The organism is Spirosoma profusum (assembly GCF_014699005.1).
Taxonomy (GTDB): Bacteria; Bacteroidota; Bacteroidia; order Cytophagales; family Spirosomataceae; genus Spirosoma; species Spirosoma profusum.
The window spans coordinates 121,411-136,812 of record NZ_JACWZY010000004.1; the positions used below are offsets into that span (position 1 = coordinate 121,411).

Annotated in this window: 13 protein-coding genes; 4 read left to right on the forward strand and 9 right to left on the reverse strand. The window is 48.3% G+C overall.

Annotated features, from left to right (window positions below; genetic code table 11):
- Positions 1 to 50: 50 nt before the first annotated feature.
- The 3 genes from IC229_RS06920 to IC229_RS06930 all read right to left on the reverse strand — a co-directional run bounded on the left by IC229_RS06920 (position 51) and on the right by IC229_RS06930 (position 2,978).
- Positions 51 to 1,043, reverse strand: coding sequence for an ankyrin repeat domain-containing protein (locus IC229_RS06920; RefSeq protein ID WP_190886219.1), 993 nt, complete (start codon positions 1,041 to 1,043; stop codon positions 51 to 53).
- An 81-nt stretch (positions 1,044 to 1,124) separates the two neighbouring features.
- The gene (locus tag IC229_RS06925; protein WP_190886220.1) at positions 1,125 to 1,559 is read right to left on the reverse strand and encodes a DUF3592 domain-containing protein; all 435 of its coding nucleotides are present in this window, start codon (positions 1,557 to 1,559) and stop codon (positions 1,125 to 1,127) included.
- A 255-nt stretch (positions 1,560 to 1,814) separates the two neighbouring features.
- The gene (locus IC229_RS06930) at positions 1,815 to 2,978 is read right to left on the reverse strand and encodes a spore photoproduct lyase family protein (protein ID WP_223833895.1); all 1,164 of its coding nucleotides are present in this window, start codon (positions 2,976 to 2,978) and stop codon (positions 1,815 to 1,817) included.
- 528 nt (positions 2,979 to 3,506) lie between these two features.
- Here IC229_RS06930 and IC229_RS06935 point away from each other — a divergent pair.
- Positions 3,507 to 4,493 (forward strand): hypothetical protein, encoded by a 987-nt coding sequence (locus IC229_RS06935; protein WP_223833896.1) that lies wholly within the window; start codon positions 3,507 to 3,509, stop codon positions 4,491 to 4,493.
- Positions 4,494 to 4,636: 143 nt separating this feature from the next.
- Positions 4,637 to 6,019 carry an AAA family ATPase gene (locus IC229_RS06940; RefSeq protein ID WP_190886221.1) on the forward strand — a complete coding sequence of 461 codons (1,383 nt, stop codon included), beginning with the start codon at positions 4,637 to 4,639 and terminating at the stop codon, positions 6,017 to 6,019.
- 188 nt (positions 6,020 to 6,207) lie between these two features.
- On the opposite strand, the gene IC229_RS06945 is transcribed toward IC229_RS06940, so the two are convergent.
- The 6 genes from IC229_RS06945 to IC229_RS06970 all read right to left on the reverse strand — a co-directional run bounded on the left by IC229_RS06945 (position 6,208) and on the right by IC229_RS06970 (position 11,769).
- A complete protein-coding gene (locus tag IC229_RS06945) occupies positions 6,208 to 7,233 on the reverse strand; it encodes a sensor histidine kinase (protein ID WP_190886222.1) in 1,026 nt (341 codons plus the stop codon).
- Positions 7,234 to 7,444: 211 nt separating this feature from the next.
- Entirely contained in the window at positions 7,445 to 8,650 is a 1,206-nt protein-coding gene (gene chrA, locus IC229_RS06950) for a chromate efflux transporter (RefSeq protein WP_190886223.1), read from the reverse strand.
- A 114-nt stretch (positions 8,651 to 8,764) separates the two neighbouring features.
- The gene (locus tag IC229_RS06955) at positions 8,765 to 9,724 is read right to left on the reverse strand and encodes an isopenicillin N synthase family dioxygenase (protein WP_190886224.1); all 960 of its coding nucleotides are present in this window, start codon (positions 9,722 to 9,724) and stop codon (positions 8,765 to 8,767) included.
- A gap of 185 nt (positions 9,725 to 9,909) precedes the next feature.
- Positions 9,910 to 10,599, reverse strand: a complete 690-nt coding sequence (locus IC229_RS06960) for a superoxide dismutase (RefSeq protein WP_223833897.1) — start codon at positions 10,597 to 10,599, stop codon at positions 9,910 to 9,912.
- A 182-nt stretch (positions 10,600 to 10,781) separates the two neighbouring features.
- A complete protein-coding gene (recR, locus tag IC229_RS06965; RefSeq protein ID WP_190886225.1) occupies positions 10,782 to 11,393 on the reverse strand; it encodes a recombination mediator RecR in 612 nt (203 codons plus the stop codon).
- Positions 11,394 to 11,478: 85 nt separating this feature from the next.
- The gene (locus IC229_RS06970) at positions 11,479 to 11,769 is read right to left on the reverse strand and encodes an ATP-dependent Clp protease adaptor ClpS (protein WP_190886226.1); all 291 of its coding nucleotides are present in this window, start codon (positions 11,767 to 11,769) and stop codon (positions 11,479 to 11,481) included.
- Positions 11,770 to 11,925: 156 nt separating this feature from the next.
- Here IC229_RS06970 and IC229_RS06975 point away from each other — a divergent pair, with 156 nt between their 5' ends.
- The gene (locus IC229_RS06975) at positions 11,926 to 13,389 is read left to right on the forward strand and encodes a sodium:solute symporter (protein WP_190886227.1); all 1,464 of its coding nucleotides are present in this window, start codon (positions 11,926 to 11,928) and stop codon (positions 13,387 to 13,389) included.
- Between the two features lie 116 nt (positions 13,390 to 13,505).
- Entirely contained in the window at positions 13,506 to 15,401 is a 1,896-nt protein-coding gene (locus IC229_RS06980; RefSeq protein ID WP_190886228.1) for a TlpA disulfide reductase family protein, read from the forward strand.
- Position 15,402: the final 1 nt, after the last annotated feature.

The window sequence follows — 15,402 nt, forward strand, 5'->3', positions numbered from 1 at the left end:
TAAAGTTATCACGTAGGAGCGTTTCTTCTGCAAAAAGGCATTCAGAATGGTCAGGGCTGAACAGAAGCTTTTATATGATAAAAGGTGGCCGGAAGTTGTTCGTTACGTTCTTTATACTCCTTTTCGAAATACTGTACGTAAGATTTTACTGAAGAGCCATTGGGGGCAACGTAGTGTTTATCCGCCCCACGCTGAATCAGCAGCCAGCAAACATCCCAATACCCAAACGATGACGCAAAAATGACTGGGGAGAAGTTTTCAGTATAGCGGTCATACGTTTCCACTACGTTACAATCCGCCCCGTAATCGAGCAATAACTTTACTTTATCGATAGAATCTTCGCCACCGGCCCGAATTGCATGGTAAAGTATTGGTACGTGGTTTTCCCCAATGGCGTTGGGATCGGCCCCGCGTTTGAGAAAAAATTCCAGCATATACGGAGGTGCATTCCAGACCGACGTAGTATGGGTAGCAGTCCGTTTGGGATTGGTACTGTTGATGGTTGCCCCAGCTTTGATGAGCAATTCCATGATACGTCGCGTCTTTTTCCAACCCTGTTTATAGGGGCTGTAATGACTGGCTGTGTAATCAAGAATCGTCATTTCGCCCTGTATGTCCAGGTCGTTGATGTGCGGAACGGGCTCACGTAGCAACGTTTCTACGTTCACTACGTCCTCATCGTAAATAGCCGATAGAATGGCTTTGCACTGTTTATCTGAAAAATAATCAGATCCATCGTAGTCGGATTTGGAATACGTAATGGCACTGACAATATCTTTTACAGGTTTCGCAACGCCATTCAGTACTAAAAAGGCGACTGGCAGCATCAACAGTGAAAAGGCCGAATATCTCGCCCAGTTAAATGGTAACAGATTGAGGATCAATAATACACCGAACGCAATGGAGGCAAATAGCAGAATAGCCTCCCCCATTCCGCGCCCTGCTGCATCGCCCCCTTTTGTTGGAAATACATAAGATATAGCCAGCAGAACGCCAAGAATGGCAATAGCCAACCAGTTTACAATCGTAACGATTTTAAGCATGGACGTAACGCGGATGGAAATTCGCGATTTGAGCCAATAATCGTGAGTTTCTTCCCACGTTACGTAATTCTATTCTTAGTATCAGGAAACAACCATCCATTTCCAGATGGCTGAAATTGCGCTTCCGACACCCCAGACTGAGATCAGCATGAAGACAAATCCCATGCCTCCAAATACGTATACCAGCAGGTAATCTCCTTCTAATACTACGTCATCGGGTTGCGAAGGGTTGTAATAAAGGGTTACTTCCTCGCCAATCTGGTAAGCTGGGGGATTCCGGCCCTCCGAACTGTGAAAAACCCGTTCAATCCCATCGAGTGTCCGGTAACGTATCGACGGTGCTACGGGGTATTCGCGGGGTTTTATACGATGCATACCAATGACAATACCTTTGGTAGATATGCCATTTTTTACCAATTCCTGATGACTCCGGTAGATGTACCAGGCAATGCCAGCCAGCGAAAGGCCAATCAAAAAGAAGAAAAGAACAAATAAATCGCCAGTAGGAAATTTCATAAAATGATAGTGAAGGTGGGTTTGTGGCCTAATTTTCAATCATTAAAGCCCTGAAATCCAGCATAAGTCAATAACGGGTCCGGTTGAGCCAATAACAGGCTGGTTTTTTGCGTCAATCCGCAATTGGTTCACTATCAGACAACTCAGTTAGTTATAGCAGATACTCCTGGGTTGATAGGCAAATAGCGCATTGCCTGCAAGGGTTACCCTAAAGTAATATCTTGCAGGCAATGCGCTATTTAGGAGACAGTCAGCTTACGTCCAATACAGGATTGGTGCATTTGGGAAACGATGCTGCCACTCGGCATAAAAGAAGTTTTTCATTTCCTTCATCTCCTCGGGCCGATAAACATACTTGGTGCCACCAAACTTATTGCGTTTCTGGGCGCGTGTCGCTTCGTCCATCTCCAGCGACGTGTTCGGATACCACTGCAACAGCACTTCCTTCGAACCGGGCGTAAAGCGGTGGCTGATAAATTCTACGTTCATGTCCACCAGACCGGCGTTCCGGGGAAAGTCAATAACCTCGGCGATACGGTCGAGCAGGGCGGTGTAATGCTCGCGCCAACCGGGAATGGGCATAATCGGCGCGATGACCACACCAACGGGATATCCGCCACCACCCAGTTCTTTTGGAAGAGCCAGTTTACGGAGCGCCTGCAAACGAGCTTCTACCGAAGCTGTGCCGCCCTCTAAACGACGGGCCACAATGTCGGCATTGATACTAAAACGGGCGCGGGTTTGCCCGTTGTGAGGCAGATCGAGCAGGCTGTCTACCTGATCGTACTTGGAAACAAACCGCAGCTGGCCGTGTCCACGGTGGCCCATTTGCCGTTCACCAAAATGGCGGATACACTCGGCTAAGCTACCCGTCAGGTGCTCGATGCCCAGTACGTCGGTGTAACAGCTCACTTCAAACGTAGTTGGTCGGCTGGCGTCGTTGCCCTGCCAGCTCCGGTTGGGGGGGTAAGTGCCTTCGTAAGTGGCCGTGTGGGCCAGCATTTCAGGAAGATTGGCGTAGGCCCGCACCACTGGCGGACCAGCCAAACTACCCGCTAAATAGCAGTAGTGGCAATGAGCCGGACAACCTTCAGCCAGGTTCATCTGCCAGTCGGCCGAAGGGGGAATGGGCTGAAGTTTGAAGGCACTCGGTGGAGCATTCACAATCGCTAACGTATTCTTAGCCAGGCGATACGTCTCACGCTCATCTGCTCCACGCAGACCGGTGATGCGATTATTTTTGGCAATTTCGATAGGCAGATCAAGGGCCGATATACGTTCGTAGATGGCTTGACCAAAAGGTTCGTTAATGGCATCGGCTGTAAAAACGACCCGTTTGGGCATCCAAAGGCGAGGTGATTTAACAAGAGATCGAGTAGCCGGTTTAGCCGACGTAACGGGGATTGGTTGAAGCGTCATAACGTAGTAGAAGAACGGGTAATACCAAGCAGAATAGCCCGCCACCCGTACACATTAATAACATATTTATCCCTTGGATAGCTCCCATATTATTTATATATTTTAACAATTAAACATCTGACTATCAATAATATAACCTCAGCTCCAAATAACTTTATTAGTAGATTAAAACCCCTTTATAAGCTCAACTCCAACATGCCTTTTTTGTCATGATAAAGAAGTCAGGCCGCTGGAGCGGAAGCATGACAAAAAACGCAAGCTGGTATTACGTCGGTTAGTTTAAATAGCTGCGGACAGTTTCGATACGTAGCAGAAATTTTCCTAAAAATAATTGCCCTTCATCACATTGTATTTGCATTAGTGAAGCACTATTTACGTATTTACAGCCGTTTTCTGTTAACAACCTGTGCCGATGATCGGACGTATTGTCCGAAGCTGATAATGACGCTAACCCAACGCTTTCGTGCTTTTTTTTCACGGCCTACGCCCATAAGTTCCTCATTGCCTACTCCTACAGTTCGTAGTACTATGCCAACGGACGTAGCGCCAGTTAAACAGGATGTTGCTGCTACGTTCCTGCCCGCTCTCCCTGTTACGTTGGCGCCTTCCGAACCTCTACCCGACTGGCTAGCTGATGAAGAATCTCTCCGCGACGAAGGTGTGCTGTTCGGTTTGTCAGACGCACGTCCAGACGGTAAGGTTGCCCAAATTCGGGCTTTTTTCGGGCAGCAGTCGGCTCCGCTGGAAGAATCCATCCACCAATACACCGAGCAAATTGGCGAAATCAATCAATTCATCAACGAACGAGAAACACGTATCGCCACACTACGTCATCAGTTGGACGAGTTGAGAAACGCTCAACCCGCTTCAACCAATTTGATTCGAACGGCTGCCAGTCTGCTGTTGTTGGAGGTCATGTGTGTTGGTACGTTCTTCCTGGTCGATGAAACGCTACGTCCTGCCTTCCCCAATCGCTGGGTGGCTGTAGGCGTATTTCTGGCGGGCATGTTCAATTTAGCGGGCCGGACGTCGTTTTTTTATGAGACAGGCACGCGTTTGACCGCCCGTCGTCTGATCGAAGAAGTAGGGTTGCCATTAGCGGCATCGGTGTTTATACTGGTTCAAGCGCTGGAAACCAAGTCGACAGTGCAGGCAGTTGGCTTGTTTCTATTTGTATTTTTTCTGTTTCTGCTGGGTGGGAAACTTCTGCTTACTACGTTGACTTCCCTTCAAAACGACATTAACGTAGTGCTTGCGAATCGTCGGTTACTAGTGCGTAAACAGGAAGACGTACCACGGTTAGAAGCCGAAATAAATCAGCTTGTTCGCGAAGTGGATGGCTTGCGGACTCAGAAATGGCCGTTTGTTACGTCGCTGAATCAGACCGAAGCCAGACGGGTTCAATTGAACACTCAGCGCGATAGACTTGTTAATCTATTTATAAGTGAGTTTGAACTTGCCAGAAGCCTTCGCGAACGACTTCCTGAGTCCCAACGCGAAGCCATGTTTAAATAAGAGTTGTATGATGTAGAGTTGTAGAGTTGTAAGGTTATAGGGTTGTAAAGTTGTAGAGGCATGAAACTCTGTAACCTTATAACGCTACAACTTTACAACTCTATAATTTTATAACCCTGCAACTCCATAACAATACAACCTTTATGGAGCCAACAAACAGTCCCGATTTCCAGCACGGCTACAACAGCGGAATGGAAGGTGTAAATCGGGAAACATACGAAGGATATCTCTCCAGCCAGATCAACACAGACTGGCTCACCGAGCGGATTCAGGAAAAGCGGACGGAACTGACAAATATAGATCGTCAGTTAGCCGACGCTACCGAAAACAACCGTTCCGCTTTTGCCGATTTGCAGAACCATGTGCTTCAGGTCGAGCGATTGTCGAAACAGGTAAAACAGAAAGAGGACGACCGGCAGGCTGTAGAAGCCGAACGCGATGCATTGAAAGAACGCCGGGCTAAACATGCGCCGGATTATTCATTGCTGGCTGGTTTGCTGTTTCTAATTGCGGGGATTGCCTTTCTGGCGGGTGATTTAATCATCTCGCACGAAATCGTAGCCTACGCCCTCAACATACGTAACACCAACGAAGCCTGGGCGTTTGCCTTTGGTTTGGCCATGGTTTCCATTCTGCTGAAACCTGCTTATGACCGACTGATTGAAAAACCGTATCAGGAAAATCCAGAACAGAATCGCTCGAAATACGAGAAATTCAAGATAGCGCTGGCCGTCTTCTCGGTACTGACGCTGGCAGTTCTGGGCTGGTTTCGTTACGAAGCCTACCGTACCGACCAGTTGAAAGCAGCCATTAACAAATCGGTGAAGCAACTTCAACTTAACACCGACCCATCGGCCGCGACGCAGGTGCTCACCCCGTCGACAATGAACAAGATTGAGAAACAACTCAGCGAATCCAGCGAGTTGAATCTGGCACTGGTTAACAGCCCGTGGGCGTTGCTGTCATTTGTGTTGAGTGGTATTCTCTTCGCGCTGGCGGGAGCCGTTTGTCTGGGTATTGCGTTGCCCGTACTATCGGCATTCTGGTTCCGCTGGTTGCAGGCCGATATTAAGCTGGGGAAACTACGTCGTCGGCTGAAACGTATCAATAAAGAAATCGAACCGCTCGAAGCGCAACTGGCCGAACAACGTTCGCGTCAGGAAGTGTTGCAGCATAACTTCGATCTGATCCCTTCTCTTGATGATCTGCGTGAACAGCGCCAGGCTATTCAAAACGAAATCAGCGACCTTTTGGCAGAACTGAAACTCGCTCAAACCGACAGCCGCATCAGCAATTTCAACGATGGCTACGGACAAGGCGAAGCAACGCGCCATGGCATGAGCGACGGCGAAAAACGTCAGGCGCAGAAAGAGATGGGTAACCTTCAGAACAATGGTCGCAAACGTAGCGAAGAGCAACGGCCGGCAGGGAGTACTTCCCCTACGAATGGAACTAATGGCAAAACGAACGGAAACGGATTACGCCCTTATCAAAATGTCCGCAAGTTTCTATCTGACGGACTATAAAAACGAGTGAATTCAAAGGAGAGTTTTACGAATGCCATTATTCTTGAGGAATGGCATTAATAATGTGCATAATGGTTTTTTTGTCATCCTGAGGCACGAAGGATCTTAAAGCTTCCTTAGTTGTGTGTAAAGACACTTTAAGATCCTTCGTGCCTCAGGATGACAAAAAAACCATCCACAAATCACATTTAGTTAAGCAGAGGTAACAACACCGTAAAATGGCCATCTTCGTCCCGAATGACAATATCGGTTTGTGCCAGCATCTGATATTTAGCCGCGATGTTCGCCAGACCAATGCCGTTGCTGGAACCCCGCCCATTTTTACGTTGCAGGTTGTTACGTACCTGTAGGTGCCCGTCATTCGTTGTCGCAATCTCAATCAGCAGCGGATGATCCGACAAAACTACGTTATGTTTCACGGCATTCTCAACCAGCAGTTGCAGCGTCAGCGGTGGAATCGTATAATTCATATATTCCTCTGCTACGTGCATCTGAACGTCAAGACCAGCGCCGTGACGCGTTTGCAAAAGATGCGCATACGATTCGATAAATTTCAGTTCAGTACCCAGCTGAATCAGTTCACGATCATTGGAACGTAGCAGATAACGATACATAGTCGACAACTCATCGACAAATACACTCGCCTGTGCAGGCGCTTCATCGATAAGGGCTGACAGGGAATTCAGCGAGTTAAACAGAAAATGGGGATTTACCTGACTCTTGAGCGAGTCGAAACGGGTTTGCCAATGCGCCTTAGCCAGTTCTTCTTTTTCTCGATACGTCTGCCGCCATTGCCGTACCACGTACCACCCTTCGTAAATACTAAAATAGACAGCGTAATAAAATAACTGTATCCCCAGCGATGTTACGTAATCAACCAAATCTATCCAAAGTCTTTCCCGCGAACCCAGCAGCATATGCAGTACGTAACGAAAAAAAACGGCGGCATTCACCAATAGTAGACTAAGCAAGAGCATTTGCCAAAGCCTTTTCTGAGTACGTTCCAGACCAGGAAATCGCTCCTGCAACGCGAGAATAACGTAACGGTTCAGTTCCCAGAACGTATAGCCAGCAATCAGACCAACCAGTGTAGAGTCGAAGAGGGCTTTGGGACTGGCCTCCAGCCAAAAGGAAAGGCGAAAGAAGATATTCCCAAACAGAAACAGACCAATCGGGCCAAGCCAGCGCAGGCGGGTATCATTGATACGTATCATGGCCGACGAACTTCGGGAATAAATTGAGTAAGCGTAACAAATAATTCCCAAACAGGCTGCAAACCGTATTTACGCATAGGTAGTACTACGATGTCGGGACGGTTGTGAAGTCTACTGCTTTTTGACGAAAACAACGTATTTCCTCTATTTTATTTAAATCAACAGCTACATTAATGCGACCTGTCTCTCACAACAACGCAATATATTAAAATTATTTGATAAGTAAGCCTAGGACTAATCCACCCAGAATCAGCGCATAAGGTGGAATTTTGGTATATAAAAGCATGAAGATGGTTAGGAGAACCATTCCCACCGATGGCCAGTAAGGTGCCATTGGCTCAAACAGAGCGAGTGCGGCAGCCGCCGTTAGTCCGGTGCTGGCGGCATTGATGCCTCCCAGCGAAGCCCGCACGACCCGATAGCGTTTTAGTTGCTCCCAAAAGCGGTAGACAAAAAAGATAAGGAACGTACCGGGCAGAAAAATACCAGCTGTGGCTACGCAACTCCCCCATAACTGCCCGGATACGCCCGCGTCGCGCATTGACAAAGCGCCTATGTAAGGCGCAATAGCAAATACGGGTCCCGGTATAGCCTGCGCCAGTCCCAGTCCCGACAAAAACTCTTCTCGATTGAGGTAATGTTTAAAAGCAACGAACTCGTTGTACAGCATGGGGGTAAGAACCTGCCCTCCGCCAAACACAAAGCTCCCGTTGCGGTAAAAATTTTCAAACAGACGTACCGGCAACGAGCGCGTAACTGCGCCAAGACCAGCAGCCGCCACAAAAACGCCCAGCCATAGAAAAAAATTAGCCCACTGTATACGCAGGGGCTCTTTCGGCATTCGTTGTTGTTTCTCGTAGGTTAGGGCTGTTGTGAGGCCGCCAAGGGCTATTACGATTGGTGTCATCACGGGCGACCGGAACAGATAACCGGCCAAAGCGGCAGTTAGAGCCAATGCGAGACTGATTTTGTCTTTAATCACGATTCGCCCGATTCGATAGCCAGCCACTACCAGAAATCCGACGGCCATTGGCTGAATGAAACGGGTAAATTGCAGTGACAGGTTGTGTCGTTCGAGGTAATAAATGCCGATTCCAGCGGCCGTCATAATACTGACGGCGGGCATTACCCACACAAAAAGTGTAAGATAAGCCAGATTCGGGCCACCAATTTTAAACCCAATAGCGGTAATGGTCTGAGTCGATGTTGGACCGGGCAGAACTTGTCCGAGTGCGTTCAACTCCATCAATTCACTTTCAGTAACGTAGCGTCGTTTGCGGACAAAAAGGTCGTGAAGCATGGCCAGATGTACCTGCGGACCGCCAAACGTTGTCAGCGCCAGAATCAGTACATCTTTCAAAAAGATGAAATAGCGGATTCGACGGACAGGTTTAACTGTGGTCAGATAGGGCAACATGCGTTAAGGGTCAGGTATTGTTAGGGTTAGTCAATAGCCGTTAGTCATCAGTAGTAGTCAGGCAGTATGGTTGTTGAGCAGTACCAGAAACTGACGACTAACGACTATTTTTGACTACTTTTTCTTTAATCCCAATTCCATCAGGCGTTCGTCCAGAAACTCGCCTGCCGTCATGTCAACGTAGAGTTTCGGGTGCTCAGTGTCGATACAGCTTTCCAGACTCGTTAAATCCATATCGCCACGGGGGTGCATGAAGAACGGAATCGAATAGCGCGACTGATTCATCTTTTCGCGGGGCGGATTCACAACCTGATGAATGGTCGATTTCAGTTTGTGATTCGTAAGCCGGTCTAGCATGTCGCCTACGTTCACGACCACCTGATCGGGCAGGGCTGTAATACCAATCCATTTGCCATCCCGACGTAGCACTTCAAGACCATCGGCCGAAGCGCCCATCAGCAACGTAATAAGGTTGATATCGCCGTGTGCGGCTGCCCGTACAGCGCCATCGGGAGTAGTATCAGGATCGAGGGGGAAATAGTGAAGTGCCCGTAAGATGCTGTCGCCGTTACGTACTTTATCGTCGAAATAATTTTCGGGCAAATTCAGGTAAATAGCGATGGCACGTAGCAGTTGCTTACCCGCGTTTTCGAGCGTCCGATACGCTTCCAGTGTGGATTCGCTGAACTCAGGAAATTCTTCGGGATAAACGTTGCCGGGCATATCGCCTTCAGGTTCAGGCTGGCCGATGTGGTAAAACTCTTTCAGGTCGGCCACTTTAAAACCTTTGGCGGTTTCTTTACCCTTACCAATATAACCCCGCTGGCCGTTCAGTTCAGGATGTTCGTATTTCTGTTTTATGCTGTCAGGTGACGAGAAAAACTGTTTAGCTGAATCGTACAGTTTCCTGGTCAGTTCGTCGTTCAGACCATGATTGCGGATGGCTACGAATCCAATCTGATTAAAAGCACGACCCAAATCCTGCACAAAACGGGCTTTCCGCTCAGGGTCTCCGGAGGTGAAATCAGCCAGATCGAGTGACGGGATTTCGTTGTATAATTCTTCGTTTATCATAGACGAAAGCTATTTTGACAAAAATAAGGGAAAGTTGGGTTATAAAGCTATAAAGTTGTAGGGCTATAGGGTTGTAAAGTTCATGCATGCGTATGATTTACGTCAGCCAACTTTACAACCCTATAACCCTACAACCGCACGGGCGGCCCCGCGCAACGGCGGACCGTTTTATAACTCAATACGTTCTATCCGAAATTCTTACCGACTTTGTTCCAGTCTACTACGTTCCAGAAGGCCGTTACGTATTCAGGACGGCGGTTTTGGTATTTTAGATAATACGCGTGTTCCCAAACATCGAGGCCGAGTACGGGTGTACCTTTTTTCTCGGCAAGGGCCATCAGCGGATTGTCCTGATTAGGCGTCGACGTGATTTCGATGTCGTTACCGTTTTTGATGAGCCACACCCAACCCGATCCAAAACGGGCCGTAGCAGCTTTTCCCCACTCCGTTTTGAAATTATCAAATGAGCCGAATTTCTTGTTGATGGCATCTGCCAACGCTCCTTTAGGCGCACCACCGCTGGGGCCGAGGATATTCCAGAAGAATGTATGATTCCAATGTCCACCGGCATTGTTACGTACGGCGGCTGGCGTACCGGCATTCACGCTTTTCACTAAAGCCTCGATATCCATCTTGGCCATGTCGGTTCCGGCAACGGCTTTGTTGAGATTATCGACGTAGGCTTTATGGTGTTTACCGTGGTGAATTTCCATCGTCATTTTATCGATGTGCGGTTCGAGCGCACCCGCGTCGAAGGGCAGCGGAGCCAGCTTAAACGGACCTTCGGCCTGAGACGGCGAAAATCCAAACGAGCGGAAGGCAACTATACCAGCCGAAGCACCGAAGGCCAGTTTTAAAAACTCGGAGCGATTCATGCGAATGTTGATTTTGGGAAAGAACAAAAAAGCGTCTGTGACGTACCGTCTGCCCTATAAGGGATTGAACAAAAAACCCATCTGTTGGGTAAATGTTCATCAGACGAAAAGTCACAGACACAAATAAACGAGTTTTTTGTACCCAAGCGCACGTAGCATCGCCCTATTTGGGCAATTCTGGGCTATTCGTAAGCAATTCGGCTCAGGATGCTACGTCCGAGCGTAACTTCATCGGCATATTCAAGATCACCGCCGATAGGCACACCCCGCGCAATAGTCGAGATTTTCAGATTGAAAGGCTTCAGCTTTTTTTGCAGGTAAAACGCCGTGGTATCGCCTTCCATCGTGGGGCTAATGGCCAGAATAATTTCCCGAACCTGCTCACCTTCCTGCCCCTGTAAACGAGCAATAAGCGAGTCGATCTGGAGATCGCTGGGGCCGATGCCTTCAACAGGTGAAATAATGCCACCCAGAACGTGATAAAGCCCTTTGAACTGAGCTGTGTTTTCGATAGCCAATACGTCGCGCGTATCCTCAACCACGCAAATCAGCGACTGATCGCGTTTATGACTGGCGCAAATGCTGCACAGGTCATGGTCGGAAAGATTATGGCATTTGCGGCAATATTTGACTCTCGTCCGCATGGCTGTCAGACTCTGAGCCAACAGTTCGGTTTGATCTTCGTCGCGTTTCAACAGGTGGAGTACCAGCCGGAGCGCCGTTTTCTTGCCAATCCCCGGCAGCTTCGACACCTCATTGACCGCATCTTCTATAAGTTTGGAGGGGTATTCCAAGATAATGATGAATTATGAATGATGAATTATGAATGATAGAGTACTAATTCGGCAGATCCGAACATTCATCATTCATAATTCATCATTAGTTTAAGACTTCCGCCGAGATACCCCGACGGCAGATTTCGTTACGCATCGGCACGAGTTCGTCCCAGGAGCCGTTTTTAACCGTGCACTTGCCTTTGTAGTGAATCAGCAGAGTGCATTGCTCGGCCTGTTCGGGGGTATGTTTGCATACGTCGATGAGTGTTTCGATCACATGGTCGAACGTATTGACATCGTCGTTGAAAACCACGAGGTTATGTACGTCGGTGTCCACAACTTCGTCGAGTATATCCACCTCAGTCGACCAGTCGTTTTTTTCAAAAGGTTGCATGGGAGCGAAAAGCGTGTTTACTTAGCAAATTTACGAAAAATTGACCACATAAGCGAATCACGTATGATGATTTACGTAGTAAGAATCAGAATTTTGGTCGCCCGGAAATCATTGATTTAACTTCGAAAATCGTAACCGTAACTCGTAAATTCTTACATGAATACAACACTTGCGTTAGTCATTTTAGTTGCCTACTTCGGCATGTTGATTGCCGTTTCGTTTTATACCGCTCGCGGTGCCGATACCACTACGTTCTTCACCGCTAATCGACAGTCGCCCTGGTGGTTAGTTGCTTTTGGCATGATTGGTACGTCGCTGTCGGGCGTTACGTTCATTTCGGTGCCGGGCGCTGTCGGGAAAATAGGTTTCTCTTACTTTCAGGTCGTGCTCGGGTACATAATCGGTTATTTTGTGATTGGCTCGGTACTGATGCCACTCTATTACCGACTGAACCTGATTTCCATTTACGGCTACCTCGAAAAACGCTTCGGATTCTGGTCCTATAAAACGGGGGCGGGCTTCTTTCTGCTATCGCGAACAGTCGGTTCGGCGGTACGTCTCTATGTAGCAGCGGGCGTCTTGCAACTGGCTTTATTTACACCGTTAGGGATTCCGTTCGAGGTAGCCGTACTCATCACGATTGGACTCATCTGGATTTATACGTTCAAAGGGGGCGTCAAAACCATCATCGTGACCGATACGTTACAGACAGTCTTTCTAATAACGGCGGTGATTTTGACCATTTTCCTGATTGCTAAAGAGTTAAATCTGTCGTTTGGGGGATTGGTAAATACGGTGGCGGATAGTCCGATGTCGCAGGTTTTCTACTGGGATGGTAACGATTCGAAAAACTTCTTCAAGCAGTTTATTTCTGGCGCGTTTATCGCCATCGTGATGACGGGTCTGGATCAGGATCTGATGCAGAAAAACCTGACGTGCAAAAACATCGGTGAGGCTCAGAAAAACATGTTCTGGTTCACTGTTACGTTGGTGTTCGTCAATTTTATGTTCCTTTCGTTGGGAGTACTCCTGTACGCTTATGCCCAACGCGAAGGCATCGCTATTCCCGAACGTACCGATGATCTGTACCCCATGCTGGCGTTGAATCACCTCGGACTGGTGGTAGGCATTACGTTTCTACTGGGTATTACAGCCGCTACGTACGCCAGCGCCGACTCCGCCCTGACTGCGTTAACGACTTCATTCTGCATCGATTTCATGAACGTAGAAAAACGTCCTGAGGCCGCACGGGCACGTATCAAGCATATTGTACACATTGGTTTTTCGCTGTTGTTCTACGTAGTTATCATTGTTTTCCGTCAGTTGAACAGCAAGGAAGTCATTACCGCCGTTTTCGATATTGCGGGGTATACGTACGGGCCACTACTTGGGCTATATGCGTTTGGAATTTTCAGCAAACGGCCGGTTATCGACGGTGCAGTGCCATTTATTTGCCTCGCGTCGCCAGTGCTGACGTACATTGTGAATCAGAATTCTGCGGCCTGGTTTGGCGGGTATCAATTCGGCTTCGAACGGCTTTTGCTAAACGGTCTCTTTACGTTTGTCGGGCTTCTGGCGGTGTCGAAATCCGTTAAGCAGGAGAATTCGGTATCAGTTTAATTATGGGTTTTCAGCCCACACCTAAAGCCGTGGGCTGATATTGTCGGGAATTTATAAATTCAAATAAATAATGACCGACGCATTAAAGACATTACACATTCTTGTTTAGCTCTGTTATGAAATTTACCCCTTACCTCTTCCTCTTTTCATTAATTATTTTACGTACCGCCAAAGCGCAGTTCTGCTTTACGCCGGAACGACCTCAGACTGGACAGATGGTGTCGTTTACGTACACCCCCCAATGTACACCCTTAGATGCCGATACTACGCTCGAAGGGCGCTACGTTCGTTACGGAACTCCCGCCAAAATGCACATCAGCCTCCCCACCACCGTTACGTTGGTACGTCAGGGGGGTGATTACATCGGGCAGCTCTATATCCCCAAAAAAGACGTAATGGGAACAATGTTATTCTTTCGAAACAGCGTCCAAACGCGACGTACCGATCTGAATAATGGACTGCTCTACGTCATTCCGGTTTATGATGCCGACGGCAAAATTGTACCGCACGCCGTTGGCGGTCAGGCGTCAGTGTTTACGCGAAGCCATTTTCTGAACGAGACTGGCACTCGTTTCGACCCCAATTGGGTAGTGACGCTCTATCAACACGAGTTGCTCATGAATCCTGATTTGCAACCGCATTACTGGTCTGATCTGCTGGCGGCTCAAATTAAACAACGGAAACCTGGCTATGGCCCAGTTGCGAAAGCAGGGATCGAATCATACATCGCTTCGCGGCCCGCTCCTACTGCCAATGAATTCACCTCGGCCGCCCTACTTTACGAAAGCCTGGGTGATTTCCCAAAAGCCACTGCCATGCGCGAACGGATGAAATCGCTCGACCCAGCCGGTTCACTGGTGCAGAAAGATCGGGCCAATTCCGTACGTAACGAACCCGACTGGACTCGCCGAAAAGCAGCTTATCAGGCTTTTATACAGGAATTTCCGAATTCGCCCCACCTTCAGGGGTTGGCAGTGGTCATGACCGACGGCTATTTTAAAAACAACGACATTGCGGGATTAGTTAAGTTTATTGAGCCACTTCCAGTTGCCCAAACCGACCTGTCAGTACTGAATACGATTGCGTTTCAACTGGCCGACGAAAAACGTTCACTGACCGAAGCTGAGTTTTTGATCAAACGGGCGATCTCTGTTTTTAAAGGACAACCCAAACCGCAACGCCCCGGCAGTACCTGGGAAAAAGATCAGCAAACCCGTTCTCGGCAACTCATGAATACGTATGCCAGAGCGTTGGAACAGCAGGATAAATTCGCGGAAGCGTTTCCCATTTATAAAGATGTTATTCCGACTGACGACGTCGACAATAGCGACGCCCGTACGAATGAGCGTTACCTGATTTGTGCGATACGTACCAATCAGGTGGAAGCAGTACGTCCGTATATCGAATCAGCGGTACAGATTGGCAAAGCCAACATCGGACTGAAAACCGCCCTACGCGACTGGTACGCCAAACAACCGGGAAATAACCTCGCCAAAGCTGATGCCTACGTAGCGGAACTGGAAGCAGACATCCGCGCCGATAAACGCGACGAACTGGCGCAACAACTCATCAACGAGCCAGCGCCCGCTTTTTCCCTTACCGATCTGAAAGGACGTACCATTTCATCGTCGGCATTTAAGGGGAAAGTAATTGTACTTGATTTCTGGGCTACCTGGTGTGGACCTTGCGTTGCTTCATTTCCGGCCATGCAGCAGGCGCAGAACAAGTTTCAGAGTGATCCGAACGTCAAGTTTTTGTTCGTCAATACGCGCGAAGGAGGCCCGATGCAACGTATCTATAATTTTATGGATAAGCACCCTTATAATTTTGTGGTACCCGTTGATACACAGCAGAAAGTGGCCAACGCCTACAAAGTGAAAGGAATCCCGACCAAAGTAGTGATTGGCCCCGACGGTCGGGTACGTTATCGAACAATCGGTTTCTCCGGCGACCCCGAAGCTACCGTCGAAGAGTTGGCTCTTGTTGTTGAGATGCTAAAGGAAGGGAAATAAT